Source organism: Kocuria sp. CPCC 204721 (assembly GCF_040980945.1).
GTDB classification, from domain to species: domain Bacteria; phylum Actinomycetota; class Actinomycetes; order Actinomycetales; family Micrococcaceae; genus Kocuria; species Kocuria marina.
This window is the reverse complement of sequence record NZ_JAVKPO010000001.1, coordinates 439,905-457,007: the sequence shown is the minus strand read 5'-3', so window position 1 is coordinate 457,007 and position 17,103 is coordinate 439,905. Positions and strand designations below refer to the sequence as shown.

Sequence of the window (17,103 nt, the reverse complement as noted above, 5' to 3'; positions counted from 1 at the left end):
TGTGCAGTCCGGCTGCCGCGGCGGCCAGGAGCGGGCGGGTGGGTGGGTACCGGGTGCGTCCGAGAGGGCCCGGGTGGGCATCGCATGCGTCTTAAAGGACCCGGGTTGGCTGCCGGTCACACCCCGCACGTCGTGGCGGAACTCACTTCACCCGTGCACTCGTTGCACTTGTGCAACTTTGCACTCGTGCATAGGATTTTCGTCGTGCCTGAATCCCATCCCTCCCTGCGTGAACGCCACCGTGTTCGCACCCTCGCGGAGATCCATCGCGCCGCGCTGGAGCTCGCGACGTCGGGGAATTACGCCGACACCGCCGTGGAAGCCATTGCCGAACGTGCCGGGGTCTCCCGCAGGACGTTCTTCAACTACTACTCGTCCAAGGAGGACGCGATGCTGGGGCTCACCCCGCCGCGACTGTCCGAGGCCGCTCGCGAGCGCTATACGGATCCTGACGCCGGGGACGAGTTCGCTCGCACCGTGCGCCTGTTCGTAGACGTCCTCCGGGACGCCACAGGACCCCCGGAACTGGCCACGCGCCGTCGCGAACTGGTGTGCGCCCACCCCGAACTCAAACGGCGCATCGGGATGCACATCACCGCGGTGGAGAACCTCGTGGTCTCCACCGTCACCGAACACTCCGCGCACGACACCCCTCCCCGCTCGGAGGAGACGACCCACGCGTTCGTCCTGCTGGCCGGCTCGGTCATCAAGTTCGTGTTCCGTACCAACACGCATCTGGCCACCACACCCGACGACGCCGCCATCCAGCGCGCGCTCGACCACGCCATCGGCGTCTTCCGCACCGCTCTCAAGGAGATCTCATGACCGCCACCGCCACCCGGGCTGTATCCAGCCCTCCTGTGGACGAGAAACCACCCCACCTCGGACTGCTGTTCGCGAGCCTCATGGTCGTCATGCTGCTCGCGTCCCTCAGCCAGACCATCCTCTCCACCGCTCTGCCCACCATCGTGGGAGACCTGGGCGGTGTGGACCACATGAGCTGGGTCATCACCGGCTTCATCCTGGCTTCCACCGTGATGATGCCGGTCTACGGCCGCATCTCCGATCTCCTCGGCCGCAAGCCCGTGCTGATCGCGGCCATCGTGCTGTTCATCGCGGGCTCCGCCCTGGGTGCGGCGGCCGGGACCATGAGCTGGCTCATCACCGCCCGCGTGGTGCAGGGCCTGGGCGGCGGTGGTCTGATGATCCTCGCCCAGACCTCCATCGCGGACGTGGTCCCCGCCCGTGAGCGCGGCAAGTACATGGGCGTGATGGGCGCCGTGTTCGCCGTGTCCTCGGTGGCCGGGCCGCTGCTGGGCGGCTGGATCACGGAGGGTCCCGGCTGGCGCTGGGCGTTCTCCTTCAACATCCCGCTCGGCATCCTGGCCATCATCGCGGTGGCCGTGTTCCTCAAGCTGCCCCGGCGGCCCCGCGAGGAGCGCGAACGCATCGACTATTTGGGCATGATCCTGCTGGCTGGTGCCACCACGTGCCTGATCCTGGTGTGCACGTGGGGCGGGACCCAGTACGACTGGAACTCCCCGCAGATCCTGCTGCTGTGCGCCACCACCCTGGCCGGGGCCATCGCCTTCGTGATCGCCGAGACCCGCGCGAGCAGCCCCGTGATCCCCCTGTCCCTGTTCAAGGACCGCAACTTCACCCTGACCACCGTGTCCGGGCTCGCGGTGGGCGTGGCCATGTTCGGCGCGATCGGCTACATGCCCACCTACATCCAGATGGTCAAGGGCGTGGACGCCACCCAGGCCGGTCTGCTCATGACCCCCATGATGGCGTCCCTGCTGATCACCTCGATCGTCTCGGGCCAGATCGTCTCCCGCACGGGCCGGTACAAGCTGTTCCCCCTGGTGGGCATGGTGATCATGGGCATCGGCCTGTGGCTGCTGTCCACCCTGGAGGTCTCGGACTCCACCGTGCGGATGTGCGTGTTCCTCGCCGTGTTCGGCGCGGGCATCGGGCTGAGCATGCAGATCCTGGTGCTCATCGTGCAGAACTCGGTGCCCAACCGGATCGTGGGCACCGCCACCGCCTCCAGCAACTTCTTCCGCCAGGTGGGAGCCACCGTGGGCTCCGCCGTGGTGGGCTCGCTGTTCATCTCCCGGCTGAAGGACCTGCTGGCGGAGAACCTGCCCAAGATCCCGGGCAAGTCCGCCGGGGCGATGGACGCCAACTCCTTCACCCCGCAGAGCGTGCACGGGCTGCCGGCCATGTTCCGCGACCCGGTGATCCAGTCCTACAACGACGCCCTGCTGCCCATCTTCCTGTTCATGATCCCGCTCGCGGTGCTCGCGTTCGTGCTGCTGCTGTTCGTGGAGGAGAAGCCCCTGGCCACCCGCGTGGACCTGAGCACGGGCGAGATCTCCACGGTCGAGGCCACCGCCACCGAGGCGCAGGCGGCAGTGGGCGCCTCGGACCGCCCCACAGAATCCCCTCGTCAGCCGGGGACCGTGACGGACAGTGCCGCCTCTGAGTTCCCGCGAACCCGGGAGACCTCGCAGGCGTCGGCAGCCACGCAGACCGCGGCCCGCCCGCCGCGCAGAGGCCGACGCGGTGGCCGCCCGGCGCCGCGCCACCGGGCCTGAAAGAGCGCTCCGGGATCCGAGTGATGCACGCCGTTCGCACCCCGGGACCAGCCGCTCCGCGTTGACCGGGCGGGCGCTGAGGCGAGACGGCCCCGCCACGAATGCAGTGCCCGACATCACGGGCCCGCAACCGCGCGACAGCACCGCCCCGCCCCTGGGATCCACCCCAGGGGCGGGGCGGTGCTCGTCAGTCCTCCGACGGCAGTACCTCGCACAGGTCCTCCACCAGATCCGCGAGGATCTCCGGCGCCTCGAGCATCCCGTCCCGCAGGTCGGACAACTCCATCCCGTGCAGCAGGCCCACCGCGTAGCGGTCCTTGCCCGTGCGCTGGAAGGACCGGCTGGCCCGGGCCAACCACTCCTCCATGACGGCGGCGTCCGTAATCACGCCCAGATCGTCCTGGTAGTCCTTGGCCACCACGGCCGCACGGACCCGCTTCTTGCCCGCCTTCGCGTGGGCGTGCCCCAGTGCCTCGGACACGTACCGCGCGGACTTGGCGGCCTTGCGGGTCTCGTGGACCACGTCGAACGCCGCGGCGGTCTGCATTGCGTCCAGACCCGGGAGGGTGATGCGTCGACCCACTTCGGCAGCCATGTCGCTGACGTCGGTCGCGACATCGGCGTCCGGGACCTTGGCGTTGGCGGAGACGAGCACACGGTTCAACGCGGCACCCAGCACGGTCTTGGCGAAGTCCTTGGCCGAAAGTTGCGCCGCGTCCTCGGTGATGTCCTGGCCCGCCGCGAGCGCTCGCAGGTCCCGCACGAGTTGCAGGTAGGCGGCACCGTCGAGTTCCCGGCGCACGGTGCGGCCCGCCACCACGCCGAGCTGGTCGGCCGCGGCACGCAGTTCCTGCTTGGCCTGTTCCGTCACCACGCCGGAGGGCTGGGCCTCGAGCAACACGTCGAGTCGCTGACGGGCGACCTCTTGATCGCGGGCATCACCCAGGACCCTGGCAACACCCTTGAGGCGCTGTTCAAGATCCGCGACGACGTCCTCGGTCACGAACCCACGCGCGGCCTGCAGTACGGCCCGCAACGCCCGCGAGCGCACCCGCAACTGGTGCACCGAGTCCGGGGCGTCGATCCGCACGGCGAAGTCCCACCGCTGCAGCTCCCCGGTCAGGCGGGCGAGCATCGCCGCGAGAACGTCCGCTCCGGTCGGCTCGGACTCCGTTTCGGGCTCCGGCTCCGCAGCAGCGGGGGCCTGCGAGTCCTTGTCCGAGGACTTCCGTGATCTCTTCTTCGACTTCTTCCCGGTCTTCTCGGCCTTGGCCTTCTTGCCCGGCTTCTTGCCGGAGTCCTTGTCCGTCTCCGCATCGCCCGTCATCTCGGACTTCCTGGCCGAACCCCGCTCCGATTCCGCCGACGCCTTCGCGGCATCTGTTTCGTTCACACCACCGTCCGAGGACGTGGCGTCATCGGTGCCGGAACTGGCGTGGTCCGGGAGGGCGGCGTCGTCGGAGGCACCGGCCTCTGCGGCGTGCTCCGGGGCGACGACCCGCACCGAGTCGCCACCGTCCTGGCCCAGGGCGCGGGCGATCTTCGCGACCGAGGACGACGGCGCCGCCCCCGCCGCGTACAGCACGGACTCCACGGCCTCGAACACCGTGCGCGCCTGCTTCTGGGTGAGGTCGTCGCGCGTGAGCTCGACCTCGCACTCGGACCATTCCCGCGTGACCCGGCCGCGCTCGTCGCGCGCGCTGACCGCGTCCAGGCACAGCTCCGCGTACTGACCGTCCTCCCCGAGCACCGGGTACACCGTGCGGTGGGTGTTGATCGTCGCGACCGGGGTGAGCTCCTCGCCCAGGGTCAGGCCGGTAAGGACCTTGCGCAGCGCAGCGGGGATCCGCTGCACCGAGGTCTTCAGCGGCTCGTAGTGCAGTTCCCCGCGCACCTGCCCGGCCTGGTACTTGACGTGCCAGCCGTCGTCGCTGCCGCCCGTACGACGCCGCACGGCCACCTTTGCGTGCGCGAGCGCGAGATCGGCGGTGTCGTAGTACGTGGCGCTCATCTCGTGCTCCACGGGATCACCCACGGTGAAGTTCTTGAGCTTGTGCAGCTTGATCCTGGGGGTGCGCTGCCCCGCGACATCGTACTTGCGTTCGATCTCGACCTGTTGGGTGACCATGGTGCTCCCTGTGTGGAACGCGCCGCGGCCCTGGTCGGGTGCCGCGGCGCGTTGCTGTCAACGAATGTTCTGCAGAGCTCTCAGGCCCGACGTCGCTTCAACACGTCGTCGAGGTTCAGCGCCGCAGGCTCCTGCTCACCGGCGCGCATGGCTTCCTTGAGGGACGTTGAACGGGCTGCCGGGCGCTCTGGCACGCGGAGGGGTTCCGGCTCGCTGCGCTCGACCACGGGCGCTTGCGTGTAGAGCGGCTTGGGCACCGGGACCGGCTGCCACGTGGTGGCGCTCGACGCGGCCGGTGCCGCACTGCGGGCTACCTTGAGGGCCTCGGCGCGCAACTCGGCGACGGTGTAGACGGGTTCCGCGGGACGTTCGGCGGTTCCGGTGGCGGGCTGTTCACCGTCCACGGGCAGATCCAGGGACGCGTGCAGCTCGCGGTCGTGCTGAGCGGCTTCCTGGCGGTCCTCGTCCTCGTTGTCGAAGATCGCGTACTGCACGGGGGCGACGTCCGCGGTGACGGGACGGGCGGCGGCGCGCTGTTCACGATCGGTGACGGCGAGGTAGCGCAGACCGGCCACGCACCCGGCGCCCAGCAGGAACAGGACCACGGGTACGGCCCAGGACACGGCGGTCAGCGGTGCGGCGAGAGCGCTCACCACGGCGGCCAGGAGCAGCAACACCCCGGTGAGGAAGATGATGGTGCGGTCCCACTTGATCCGCAGCCCCGCCAGGGAACCGCGCTGGACTGTGGTCGCGCCCGGCGCGGGTGCCGTTGTCTCCATGGCTTTCGTCTCCCGTTCGTGGACGTGTGATGAGGCTACTGTGTGCACTGTAGTGGACTCCGCGCCCACGCGCTCCTGCCTGTGGATCACGGCACCGGTCTGCAGCTCTGGGGCCTCCACCTGGGCACGAACAGGAGCGTTCGTGCGCCGAGCCACGCGCGGTGCGAACCGCACGACGCACAGCACGATGATAATGGCCAATACGGCCGAACTGCTCACCCACGACAATCCCACCGTCTCAGCGTAGGACACCGCGCCGTGATCCCCCGCAACGCAAACGCGTGTTGCTCACATCAATGTAATTCGATGCAGTTATGACGCCGTCCGGAGCCTTTTCCCATGGCTGTCAGCGAGACGCGCGCCGGACGGTGATCCCCCGGTCCTCGCCCGTGAACCGACGAACGAGCCCCTCCGGGACCTCCTCCGCGGTGAGCGCAAAGCTTCGGTGGTCCGCCCAGTCACCCGCGATGTGCAGGAACCGCGGGCGCAGCCCCTCGTCCCGGAAACCCAGCTTCTCCACGACCCGCAGTGATTTGGCATTCTCCGGGCGGATGTTGATCTCCATCCGGTGCAACCGCAGGTGCTCGAAGCAGTAGTCGGTGGCCATGGCCACCGCCATGGGGGCGATCCCGCGCCCGGCTTGCGCGCCGTCCACCCAGTAGCCCAACGTCGCGGAGCGGAACGAACCCAGGGTGATGCCCGAGACGGTCAGTTGCCCCACGAGTTCGTGGCGCCGGGTCCCGGGGTCCTGCTCGGTGATCAGCCACGGCAGGGTCTGCCCTTCCCGCGCCTGCTTGGTCATGGAGCGCACGAAGCCACGAAACGACGGCGCCGCGCCGTCCGCCTCGGGGTTGCTCGCTTCCCATGGTTCGAGCCACTGCTTGTTGCGGTAGCGCACCCGGTCCCATTCACCGCGGTCACTCATGGCCAGTGGGCGCAGCACGAGCTGCGCCCACTGAAGGGTGACCGGCCATTCTGCAGCCGTGTTCACGAAGGTGGAGACCTCAGCCTTCGAGGTCGCGGGCGTAGTCCTTGATCCAGGCACGCAGGCCCGGACCGAGGTCCTCGCGTTCGCACGCGAGCTCGATGTTCGCCTTGAGGTAGGACAGCTTGTCCCCGGTGTCGAAGCGGCGGCCCTTGAAGACCACGCCGTACATGCCGTGGGCAGCATCCCCGCGGTCCGCGATGGTCTGCATAGCATCCGTAAGCTGGATCTCGTCACCGCGACCGGGGGCCGTGTTCTCGAGGATCTCGAAGATCTCCGGGTGCAGCACGTAGCGGCCGATGATCGCGAGGTTGGACGGGGCGTCCTCCGGCGCGGGCTTCTCCACGAGGCCGTTGACCTGGACGTAGTCCTCCCCCTCGACGGCGGTGACGTCCGCGCAGCCGTACGCGCTGATGTTCTCGCGGGGCACCTCCATGAGGGCCACCACGGAACCGCCGGTGCGCTCCTGCACGCGGATCATCCGGGCGAGCAGGTCTTCCTTCTCGTCGATCAGGTCGTCGCCCAGCAGCACCGCGAACGGGTCGTCGCCCACGTGGGTCTGGGCACGCAACACCGCGTGTCCCAGCCCCTTGGGGTCCTGTTGCCGCAGGTAGTGGATCTCGCCCAGGTCCGACGCGTGCTCGACCTCGGCCAACAGGGCCTTCTTACCGGACGCATCCAGTTGCGCCTCGAGCGCGGGGACGCGGTCGAAGTGGTCCTCGAGGGCGCGCTTGGAGCGGCCGGTGATCATAAGGACGTCGTCCAGGCCGGCGTCCACGGCTTCCTGCACCACGTACTGGATGGCCGGGCGGTCCACCACGGGCAGCATTTCCTTGGGCATGGCCTTGGTGGCGGGCAGGAATCGGGTGCCCAACCCCGCGGCGGGGATGACGGCCTTGTGTACGCGCTTGGTCTCTTCACGACTCATGGGATCAGGGTAAACGACCGCACACGGACGCCCGCGTTCCAACGCCCGTGTGATACCGGGAATGCGAGAATTCTCGGGAAATGTACTCCCAACGGTGAACAGGGAAGGACGGTCGACGACGCATGGACCCCACGGCATCCCCCGCGGACGCATCCCCGGTCCCCGAGGACAAGGCGCGATTGCGCGCACGGATCCTGGCGCGGCGGCGTCGTCGTGGGGCGGCCGCACGGCACCGGGCGGAGACGGGGTTCGCGGAGCACCTGGCGCGCGTCCTCGCCGGGACCGGGACGGGTGACCTGGCTGCGTTCTTGCCCCTGCCGGACGAGCCGCCCCTGCTGTCCGCGCTCACGCAGGCGCATCACCGCGGCCACCGGGTCTGGTTGCCCGTGGTGGAACCCCTGCGGCAGTTGAGCTGGGTGCAGTGGCACCCGGATGCCCCTCTGGTCCAGGGGGCGTTGCCCGGGCTGCTCGAACCCGCCGGGGAACGGCACGGGGCGGAGGTGTTCACGGCGGTGCGGGTGTTGCTCGTGCCGGTGGTCGCAGTGGACGAGGCCGGTGTGCGGCTGGGCTTCGGGGGCGGGTACTACGACCGGTTCCTGCCGCGCATTACGGGGACCCAGCACCGGCTGAAGGCCATGGCCTGCTGCTACGCGGACGAGGTGCTGCCGGCGGGGACCGTCCCCCGCGAAGCGCACGATGCCGTGCTCGGCAGCGTCCTCACGGAACGCGGCGTCGTGCCCCTGGGGCCCTCCGGGCAGTGATCGCAGCCGTGGACGGGCGAGTAGGATGTGAGGTCGGTAAACCACCCTCACCCCTCGAAGGAACACCCGTGCCCGTTTACGCCTATGCCTGCAAAGATTGCGGCCATGCTTTCGACATCCGCCAGTCCTTCTCCGACGACGCCCTGACGGTGTGCCCGGAATGCGGCGGCCGGTTGCGGAAGAAGTTCAACTCGGTGGGCGTGGTGTTCAAGGGTTCCGGTTTCTACCGCAACGACTCGCGCTCGGACTCCTCCTCGAGCGGGAGTTCCTCCGGCACCTCGGGATCGGCGGATGCCACCGCGACCCCGGCCGCGGACAAGGGCGCAGGCAAAGACTCCGGCACCGCTGCGTCCGCCACCTCCGGCAGCGGCACGAGCTCATCCTCCGCCTCGACCGCGAGCGGGTCGACCTCCGCGTCCTGAGTCGACGTCACTCCCACGGTCACTTCCGCCGGGCCCGCTGCTGACCGGACCAGCGCGGCGTCCCTGCACGACGGGACCCGGGTCGACAGACCGGCGCATGCCTGATTCTCGCCGCGGCGAGCGCACTGCACGGGTGAGTGTTCGGCGCTGAGCCCACCCCCGGTCTCCACCGATCCACCACGCCGCTCCGGGACGACGACGCCGCCCGCCTAGCGTCCGGGTATGCGCTCCCGATCCCGTCCGCACTATCCGCTGGCCTTGCGCGTCCGCACCGCGGTGCGGCGCCGCCACCGCCTCGTGGCCGCCGCGCTGTGTGCCCTGGCCCTGACGCTCGTGATCCTGCGACTCGCCCCGCCAAGCGCGCAGACCACACCCGTGGTCACGGCGGCCCGGGAGATCCCCGCGGGCCAGTCCCTTGCACCTGGTGACCTCACGGTCGCAGAGTTCCCGTCCGCCCTCACCCCCGCGTCAGCCTTCAGCAGTCCCGACGACGCCGCGGGGCAGACCACCACGATCGCCCTGACCGCGGGGCAACCCGTGACACCGTCCACCGTGCTGGGCCCCGGGGTGCTCACGGGTCAGCCCCAGGGGACCACCGCTGCGACGGTGCGGGTGAGCGATCCCGCGGTGCTACGACATGTCCGACCGGGTGACGTGGTGGACGTGGTGCACCACACCGACGATGCCTCGAACGGGCGCGGTCGCACCGTGGCCCAATCGGTCACCGTGCTGTGGGCCGCGACCCCACGCTCCCCCGACACCTCGTCCTTGCTCTCCGCGTCGGGCACCGACGGGGATGCCGGGCTCGTGGTCCTGGCGGCGTCCCGTGAGACCGCCGCGGAACTGGCCACGCTCGACGGGACGGGTCGGGTGTCCCTCGTCCTGGTGTCGTCGTGAGGGAACGCGGGATCATGCAAAACCCTGCCCCGGGTCGAGGTCATACGGACTCGGGTGGAATCACCACCGGATCCCTCCGGCAGCCGGTTCACCCCCAGTGGGGCGGGCGCTGCTGTTTCAACCACTGCGCGTGGCCGCTCTCCGCGGCAGCCTCCCGGGGGTCCGGGGCGTCGCCGCCCAGCTCATCGGAGCCCGCACCCCACTCAGTGGTGCGCAGCGCGCACTCCGCGTCCGGCGCGGTTCCGCCCGTCGCGCGGCGGTGGCCGCGGCGGCGTCGTCCCCCGGGCTGGGCGGAAGTGGCGCCATCCGGGGCGCCCTCGGGCGAGGTGACCGCTGTGCCCGGGGCATTCGCGCCATCCGTGGGCCCTGGGCCCCGCGCAGAATCCGGAGCCACCTCCTTCGGCGCCGCCTCGTCCCGCGAGCGCCCGTCCCCGACGTCCGAGCCGTCCCGCGAGGACTCAGAACGGCCCGCCGGGCGATCAGTCGTCACGCGAACCGCTCACTCTCCGGGCGTCGGTCTCCGAGTCGGACCCCAGGCCGAGGTAGCGCTGGACGAGACCGGCCACGGTCTGCGGGTCCGTGAAGACCTCCACGGACCACAGGCTCACGTAGTTCCACCCCGCGCGTTCGAGCTGTTGCGGGATGAGCCGCGAGCGTTCGCGCACGCTCAGCGCGCGGCTGCGCTCGGACCCGTCGGAGCGCAGCGCCACCGGGATGCGTACAGGCTCGCCCGTGGCCGCACGCTGGGTGACAGCCCCCGCGGACAAGGACTCGGTCTCCGCGTACGCGGCCATGTCGATCATGTGGGCGTAGCCGGTGTGGACCGTGGCTCCGGCGCCCCGCAGCCGTCGCGCGAGATCAGCGACCAAAGCATCCGGGGCGGCGTCGGTGTCCTCGGCGGGAGCCACCGCGCGCTCCGACGTGGTGTCCTCCCCAAAGAGGATCTCGAGCATGTGGTACATGTCCCTGGCGCCGTTCTGCAGCCGCCGCGGCTCGGTGTCCTTGGGGTGGATGGACGTGACGATGTGCGTATGGCGACGCGAGCGGGTCATCCCGCGCACGAACGCCTGGCGCCCGTCCCGCTCGGACAGTGCACCCAACTGCGGGGTGCTGCGCCCGGACGTGGTGCGCCCGAAGCCGAGCGAGAAGATCACGGTGTCCCGCTCGATCCCCGCGGCCCGGTGCAACTCGACCACGCGGAAGGACTCCCGCCCCGGAGCGAAGAACTCGGCGGACTCACCGGTCTCCCGCAGTCGACGCTGCACGGCCTGGGCCACGCGGGCGGCATGCATCGCACTCGCGGTGACCACGGCCAAGGACCGTTCGGGGTGCCGCTCGGCGTGGGCGAAGACCAGGTCCACGGTGCGGTGGACCTCTGCGGTGGGTGCCTGCACCCCTTCGCTGCCCGCGGTGAGCACGCCCACGCCGTTCACGACGTACTCGGCGGACATCCCCGTGCTCACGCTCGTCAGTTCCGAGGCCTGCGGCACGCGGGTCAGGGTGTCGTCGTAGAACGCGTCGTTGAGGTAGTCGAACAAGCGGGGGTCCATGGGCCGGCGCACCGAGGTCAGGGACCGGGAGTCCACCACGCGGGTCAGTGCGTCGTACGCCGAGTCGATGTCCGCGACGGGTTGCGGAGTGTCCCGGGCCGCGACGTGCGGGGCCACCGTGAAGGGCTGAGGACCCGCGGCGTTGCGGTCACCGAACGCGATGACCTGATCCGCCCGCACGAGCGCGGGCAGCGTGGCCGCGAGCGGGGTGGACTCGGCGTCCAGGACCACCACGGTGTCCACGGACTGCTCCTCCCCCAGCGTGGCGGTGAGCACGAGCGGACTCGCGGTCCACACGGGCACGAGCGACGGCGTGAGGTGCTGGACCCGGTCCAGCTCCTCGGTGCGCACGTGACCGCTGCGCAGCATGTCCCGCAGCGCGCGGGCCTCCCCGGGGTTGCGCTTGGTGTCCCGCGCCCAACGCTCGGCCAGCGCGTACTCGAGTCGCGCCGGTGCGGCCGCGATGTGGGCGGAATCGGCGCGGCGGAACACGGATTCCGTGCGGCGCAGCTCGGAACCGTCCGGCATGGCCACGAAGTCATCACCGCTGATCATGGCCTCGAGCACGGACTGCCACCACGCGAGGTCGAGTTCCTCGCCCACGCGCTCGGCGGGTACCGCGCGGGTCTCGAGATCCTGCAGGAACTCCCCCAGCCCGCGCGCCCGCAGGTCGTCGAGCAACACGGTGCGTTCGGGCAGGGTCGCGAGGTGGGCCTCGTCGTTGATCAGTTCGTCCAGGATTTCCTGGAGTTCGTCCACCCCGGCCGTCTCCAGGCGCGCGGCAGTGCGCGAGCCTTCGAGTGCGATCGCGAGCCCCTCGAGGTCCTCGCGGAACCGGCGATGGATCTGCAGGGTCTCCCCGGCGCGGTCCGAGACGGCGGGCTGTTCGAGCGTGGTGGCCCATTGGCGCCACCTGTCCCGTTCGGACTGCACTTTCACGAGCGCCGAGTGCAGGTCCGAGAGGTGCACGCCGGGTCGGAGGTATTCCTTGGCGGCCTTGCGCAGGCGGGAGCGCTGCAGCCCGCTCAGCTCGATCTCGTGGTCCCGCCGCCAGGACGCGGAGGCCGTCGCGGCGATCAGGTCCGTCACGGGCCGGTCGTAGATGTCCGGTGTGAGGTACTCGAGCGACTCCCCGACCTCGATCACGAGTTCGAGCTGTTGCTCCCATTCGCCGATGGTCGAGCCCACGCGCAGCCCCGAGACCCCCAGGACGTGGCGCATGGCCGTCTTGAGGGTGGTCAGTTCGAGCAGCAGGGACTTGGCGAGGTCGTGGGCCTCACGGGCCTCGTCGTCGTTGACGAGCCGCGCACCGTGCCACGGGCTCGCGAGCGCTGCGGCGTCGAACGCGCCGAGGGTCGCGGCGCGCTGGAGCTGACGCTGCACCTCGCTGCGGTGGGACACGGCGTCCAGCACGGAACGGCGGAACCGCACGGCGGTCTGCGGTCCGGGGGTGCGCGCGGTCAGTTCCGCGAGCGCCTGCATGGCCTCGTAGGGCGAGGCCTGCCAGCGGGGACGCAGTGCGTGCAGGGATTCCTCGTGCACCCGCAGCTGTTCGCGGCTGCGCTGCAGGGCGTCCAGGTGCTGTTCCAGCTGCGGCTGCTCGGCGCGTTCGTTGCGGGCGACGGCGCGCACGAGCCGCTCGGCGACGTCGTCCGGGCTCAGGTGGGAGCCCAGCGGCAGGACGAGGGAGTCCAGGCCGGTGCGGTTCCACGCGCGGTTGAACGCGGCGAGCGTGGTGCGGGACTCGCCGAGCACCAGGACGCTGCGGCCGCGGTGCACGAGCGCGCCGACCGTGGAGACCACGGTGTCCACCGCGGCGGTGCCCACGGGTGTAGCGACCACGAAGCTCTCACCCTGTTCGGCGAGGTCCACGATCTCCTGCTGATTGGCGTCCAGGTCCGTGAGCAGCAGCTCCTGGGCGGGGTCGCGCTCGTCGAGACCGGGTGCCTGATCGGTCAGGGGGCGCACGACTGGCAGTTTGCCGACCTCGGGGTTCTTGAGCCGGGCGAGGTCCTCGATCAACTGGGTGTGCGCGACCACGTGCTCGTCCGCGGGACGTTCGTGCAGATCCGCGAACGTGGAGACCAGCAACTGGTGTTCCACGTGCATGCCCGGGATGTGGGCCGCGAGCTGGCGCAGGGTCTCCAGCACGGGCGCGGGGTCCAACTTGCGGGTGCCGTACGCGAGCCGGGACATCTCCGCCGTGGCCAGTTCCACGCCGTGGTCCTCGCGCAGCCGACGCACGAGTGCCGGGTTGAGGTGGGCGGGACCCACGATGTGCAATTCGAAGTCCTTGTGGTCCGGGCGCAACTTGACCGTGACCGGGGCGAGCAGGACCGGGGCGATGAACCGGCGCAACCCGTCCGCCACGGGATCGGCGAGCCACGACGCCGTGCCCGCGGCCAGGTAGGAGGCGTCCAGACCGTGCATCACCGACAGCTCGTGGACCTTGGTGCGCAGCGCCCGGGCCGAGCGCACGGCGCGCTCGTACGCGGGGTTGTCCTGGTGGATCATCGTGGACAGCCGGGTGGGACGGCCCATGAGCAACTGTGCCTGCCCCGAGGAGTTGGCCTCGGTGAGATCGATGCAGACGTTGTCCACCTGGTTGAAGTCCAGCAGGGTGTCCGGGCCCGTGTAGGCGTCCATCTGTTGGGTCCAGGAACGCAGGGACACGCGGGGGTGTTCGCGCTCGCCCGTGGCGCCCGTGTCCTGGGGGGTTGTTCGGGAACGGTCCGGGGCGGGTGTCGACATGGTGCTCCTACTCACGAGTGCGCCGGTCTGCTCACCACGGGGGATGGGGCGGACCGGCGCACCGCAACTGACGATGGCTCTCTACGCGGTGGGGTTCACTCCCACTCAATGGTTCCCGGCGGCTTTGACGTGACGTCCAGGACCACCCGGTTGATCTCCTCGACCTCGTTGGTGATGCGGTTGGACATCCGGGCGAGCAGCTCGGAGGGCAAGCGGGACCAGTCAGCGGTCATGGCGTCCTCGGAGCTGACCGGGCGCAGCACCACGGGGTGGCCGTACGTGCGACCGTCCCCCTGGACGCCCACCGAGTGCACATCCGCGAGCAGCACCACGGGCATCTGCCACACGTCGTCGTCGAGACCGGCACGCGTGAGCTCCTCGCGGGCGATCGCGTCCGCGCGGCGCAGGATGTCCAGGCGCTCCTCGGTGACCTCACCGATGATCCGGATCCCCAGACCCGGACCAGGGAACGGCTGGCGGCCCACGATGTTCTCGGGCAGTCCCAGTTCGCGGCCCACGGCGCGGACCTCGTCCTTGAACAGGGCGCGCAGCGGTTCCACGAGTTCGAACTGCAGGTCCTCGGGCAGCCCGCCCACGTTGTGATGACTCTTGATGTTGGCGGCACCCTCGCCGCCGCCGGATTCCACGACGTCCGGGTACAGCGTGCCCTGCACGAGGAACCGGACGGGCTGGCCGTCCTGGGCCTCGTCGCTGAGCACCTTTTGCTCGGCGGCCTCGAACGCGCGAATGAATTCCCGGCCGATGTTCTTGCGCTTGGTCTCGGGGTCGGTGACACCCTTGAGCGCGGCGAGGAAGCGGCCCTGCTCGCGGGCCACGTGGAGCTTGATGCCCGTGGCGGCCACGTAGTCCTTCTCGACCTGCGCGACCTCGTCCTGGCGCATCAGACCGTGATCTACCAGCACGCACGTGAGACGGTCCCCGATCGCGCGCTGCACGAGGGCTGCAGCCACCGCGGAGTCCACACCGCCGGAGAGCCCGCACAGGGCCTTGCCGTCACCCACCTGGGCGCGGATCGCGGCCACCTGCTCCTCGATGATGTTGCCCGTGGACCACGTGGGCGTGAGCTGGGCCCCCTCGAAGAGGAAGTTCTCCAGGATCTTCTGCCCGTACGCGGAGTGCTTGACCTCGGGGTGCCACTGCACGCCGTAGAGCCTGCGCTCGCGGTTCTCGAAGGCCGCCACCGGGACGCCCTCCGTAGTAGCCAGGGTCGTGAAACCCTCGGGCGCGGCGGTGACCGAGTCACCGTGACTCATCCACACTGTCTGCACGTCCGGGGTGCCGTCCAGGATGGTGCCCACACCGTCCCCGGAGGTCGAGGCGGCGGTGGCCCCGTACTCGCGCACACCCGTGCGCTCAACGGTCCCGCCCAGGGCGTTGGCCATGATCTGAAAGCCGTAGCAGATCCCCAGCACGGGCACGCCGGCTTTGAACAGTTCGGCGTCCCGTTGCGGCGCACCGGGCGCGTACACGGACGCCGGGCCGCCGGAGAGGATCAGTGCGGCGGGGTTGCGCTGCAGGATCTTCTCGGTGGACCAGGTGTGCGGGACGATCTCGGAGTAGACGTTCGCCTCGCGTACCCGGCGGGCGATCAGCTGCGCGTACTGCGCGCCGTAGTCGACCACGAGTACCGGACGTTGCTCCAGTTCGCTCAGGTTGTCAGGGGATTCACTCACGCGGACAAGTCTAGAACACCGCTCGGACACCCTCGCCCGGTCTCAGTAGCGCCGGGCGGCGCGCGGATTGGCCACGAGTTCGGCCTCCGTGGAGCGGTGGATCTTGCGTTCCACGATGAACGAGAGGAACGGCACCACACCGCCCAGGGCCATCACGACCAGCTGCGCGAACGGCCAGCGCATGAGCGACCACACGCGCAGGCATGAGAGCAGGTAGATCACGTAGAACCAGCCGTGGATGATCAGGATCCACGTGGAGATGTTCACGCCCCCGGCCAGGTTCTCGAGCTCGAGGTCCTGCCAGCCCAGGGCCACGCTTTGCCCCGTGGCCTTGTCCGTGCCGCCCGCGATCAGGTCGTAGCCGAAGCCGTAGCGGGTGATCATCTCCGCGACGAGCAGCAGCAGGAAGGTACCCGAGATCCACGCGCACACCTTGTAGAAGGTCAGCGCGCCGCGGATCTGCGCCTCGGTCCCGCCGAAGCGCCGTCGTGGTTTCAGCGCGGCGGCCTTGGCGCGCACACTGTCCGGGACGGTCGCCCGCTCGGGGCTCGCGTCCTCGGGCGCGGTGACCCGCACGCCGTCGGTGCGGCGCACCGGGCGGGGCTGGGAATCGGGCTGCGGCGTGTGATCACTCATAACTGGCTCCGTGGGATCGCGGGGTGGAACTCGTGGGCGGGGTGCGCGATTCCGTGCGCACCGCGGGTTGGTCGTCGAAGTAGTAGTAGCACTGGTCCTGGGCGTCCCAGTAGTAGTAGGACTGCTCGGCCTCGTCCCAGAAGTAGTCGCCGTCGAAGTAGAAGTACTTCTCGGGGTCCTGCCGGCGCAGGTAGTCGTCCCGCACGAAACGCCACCACATGAAGAACGCGAAGCCCGCGAACACGACCCACTCGATCGCGTAGAACAGGTTCAGGGCGTGCACGGAGGTGTCCGCGGGTTGCTGCTGGATCTGCAGGGGTTCCAGCCCCTCCCCCATGAGCCCGGCCGACACCGCGAGCGTACCCTCCCGGGTCACGGGCGCCGGTTCCGCCGAGGGGTTCTCCGCGAACGCGGCCACGTACCCCGAGTACAGGGGCGCGTCCCACAGATTGCTCAGCTGCGCGGACGCCACGGACGCGACTTGCCCGGCCGGCACGTTCTCGCTCGGTAGCGGGGAGTCCGTGGGCAGGAGTCTGCCGATCACCCGGATCTCGTCCGACGGCGCTCGCGGCACCCGGTCGGCGGAAGCGACCCAGCCCCGGGCCACCGCGATCGAGACGTCGTTATCGGCGGCGTCCCAGCGCTGTTGCGAATCGGGGATCGCGAGTTGGGTGACCACCCAGTACCCAGGGTTGCCGTCCTGCAACCGTCCCGGGACCAGCACCGTGGAATCGGGGACGTAGCGCCCGACCGCGGATACCATGTGATCGGCTTGCTGAGCGGTCGTGGCCTCCCCCGGGGAGACCACGTCTTCAAGGGTCGAGACCCGGTCCTTGGCGGGATCCACCACCGTGGAAGACTGCAGGGAAGCGTTCAACTGCCACATGCTCAACACCACGAACAGTGCCGCCACGAGCAGCGCGACCGCCAGGAAAGCCAGGGAGCGGGGGCGCAGGGCGGTCTTGAGCACCC

At 69.9% G+C, this 17,103-nt stretch carries 14 protein-coding genes; 5 read left to right on the top strand and 9 right to left on the bottom strand.

The window, feature by feature from the left end:
- The first annotated feature begins 204 nt into the window (after positions 1-204).
- Both RF637_RS02160 and RF637_RS02155 read left to right on the top strand, forming a co-directional pair.
- Positions 205-825, top strand: a complete 621-nt coding sequence (locus tag RF637_RS02160; RefSeq protein ID WP_368844022.1) for a TetR/AcrR family transcriptional regulator — start codon at positions 205-207, stop codon at positions 823-825.
- Positions 822-2,600, top strand: a complete 1,779-nt coding sequence (locus RF637_RS02155) for an MDR family MFS transporter (protein ID WP_085106446.1) — start codon at positions 822-824, stop codon at positions 2,598-2,600. The genes RF637_RS02160 and RF637_RS02155 overlap by 4 nt, the downstream gene beginning before the upstream one ends.
- Positions 2,601-2,787: 187 nt before the next feature.
- On the opposite strand, the gene RF637_RS02150 is transcribed toward RF637_RS02155, so the two are convergent.
- From RF637_RS02150 to galU, 4 genes are all read right to left on the bottom strand, one after another.
- Positions 2,788-4,728, bottom strand: coding sequence for a CHAD domain-containing protein (locus RF637_RS02150; protein WP_368844021.1), 1,941 nt, complete (start codon positions 4,726-4,728; stop codon positions 2,788-2,790).
- A gap of 80 nt (positions 4,729-4,808) precedes the next feature.
- On the bottom strand, positions 4,809-5,741 hold the full coding sequence (locus RF637_RS02145; protein ID WP_368844020.1) for a hypothetical protein: 933 nt from the start codon (positions 5,739-5,741) through the stop codon (positions 4,809-4,811).
- Positions 5,742-5,853: 112 nt separating this feature from the next.
- The gene (locus RF637_RS02140) at positions 5,854-6,498 is read right to left on the bottom strand and encodes a GNAT family N-acetyltransferase (protein WP_085106443.1); all 645 of its coding nucleotides are present in this window, start codon (positions 6,496-6,498) and stop codon (positions 5,854-5,856) included.
- Between the two features lie 13 nt (positions 6,499-6,511).
- Complete coding sequence (galU, locus tag RF637_RS02135) at positions 6,512-7,420, bottom strand: UTP--glucose-1-phosphate uridylyltransferase GalU (protein ID WP_085106442.1); 909 nt, start codon at positions 7,418-7,420, stop codon at positions 6,512-6,514.
- Between the two features lie 122 nt (positions 7,421-7,542).
- On the opposite strand from galU, the gene RF637_RS02130 reads away from it, so the two are divergent.
- The 3 genes from RF637_RS02130 to cpaB all read left to right on the top strand — a co-directional run bounded on the left by RF637_RS02130 (position 7,543) and on the right by cpaB (position 9,500).
- Complete coding sequence (locus tag RF637_RS02130) at positions 7,543-8,181, top strand: 5-formyltetrahydrofolate cyclo-ligase (RefSeq protein ID WP_167318212.1); 639 nt, start codon at positions 7,543-7,545, stop codon at positions 8,179-8,181.
- Between the two features lie 68 nt (positions 8,182-8,249).
- Positions 8,250-8,603: an FmdB family zinc ribbon protein gene (locus RF637_RS02125; RefSeq protein WP_131332502.1), complete on the top strand. Its 354-nt coding sequence runs from the start codon at positions 8,250-8,252 to the stop codon at positions 8,601-8,603.
- A gap of 222 nt (positions 8,604-8,825) precedes the next feature.
- Positions 8,826-9,500 (top strand): Flp pilus assembly protein CpaB, encoded by a 675-nt coding sequence (cpaB, locus tag RF637_RS02120; RefSeq protein WP_144998372.1) that lies wholly within the window; start codon positions 8,826-8,828, stop codon positions 9,498-9,500.
- An 88-nt stretch (positions 9,501-9,588) separates the two neighbouring features.
- Here cpaB and RF637_RS02115 read toward each other — a convergent pair whose 3' ends face one another.
- The 5 genes from RF637_RS02115 to RF637_RS02095 all read right to left on the bottom strand — a co-directional run bounded on the left by RF637_RS02115 (position 9,589) and on the right by RF637_RS02095 (position 17,101).
- Positions 9,589-9,990 (bottom strand): hypothetical protein, encoded by a 402-nt coding sequence (locus RF637_RS02115; RefSeq protein WP_368844019.1) that lies wholly within the window; start codon positions 9,988-9,990, stop codon positions 9,589-9,591.
- Complete coding sequence (locus tag RF637_RS02110) at positions 9,980-13,801, bottom strand: hypothetical protein (protein ID WP_368844018.1); 3,822 nt, start codon at positions 13,799-13,801, stop codon at positions 9,980-9,982. The genes RF637_RS02115 and RF637_RS02110 overlap by 11 nt, the downstream gene beginning before the upstream one ends.
- Positions 13,802-13,896: 95 nt before the next feature.
- On the bottom strand, positions 13,897-15,495 hold the full coding sequence (guaA, locus tag RF637_RS02105; protein ID WP_368844017.1) for a glutamine-hydrolyzing GMP synthase: 1,599 nt from the start codon (positions 15,493-15,495) through the stop codon (positions 13,897-13,899).
- Between the two features lie 42 nt (positions 15,496-15,537).
- Positions 15,538-16,131 (bottom strand): DUF3817 domain-containing protein, encoded by a 594-nt coding sequence (locus tag RF637_RS02100; RefSeq protein ID WP_035965872.1) that lies wholly within the window; start codon positions 16,129-16,131, stop codon positions 15,538-15,540.
- Positions 16,124-17,101, bottom strand: a complete 978-nt coding sequence (locus RF637_RS02095) for an SURF1 family protein (RefSeq protein WP_368844016.1) — start codon at positions 17,099-17,101, stop codon at positions 16,124-16,126. Before RF637_RS02095 ends, RF637_RS02100 begins: the two co-directional genes overlap by 8 nt.
- Between the last annotated feature and the right edge of the window lie 2 nt (positions 17,102-17,103).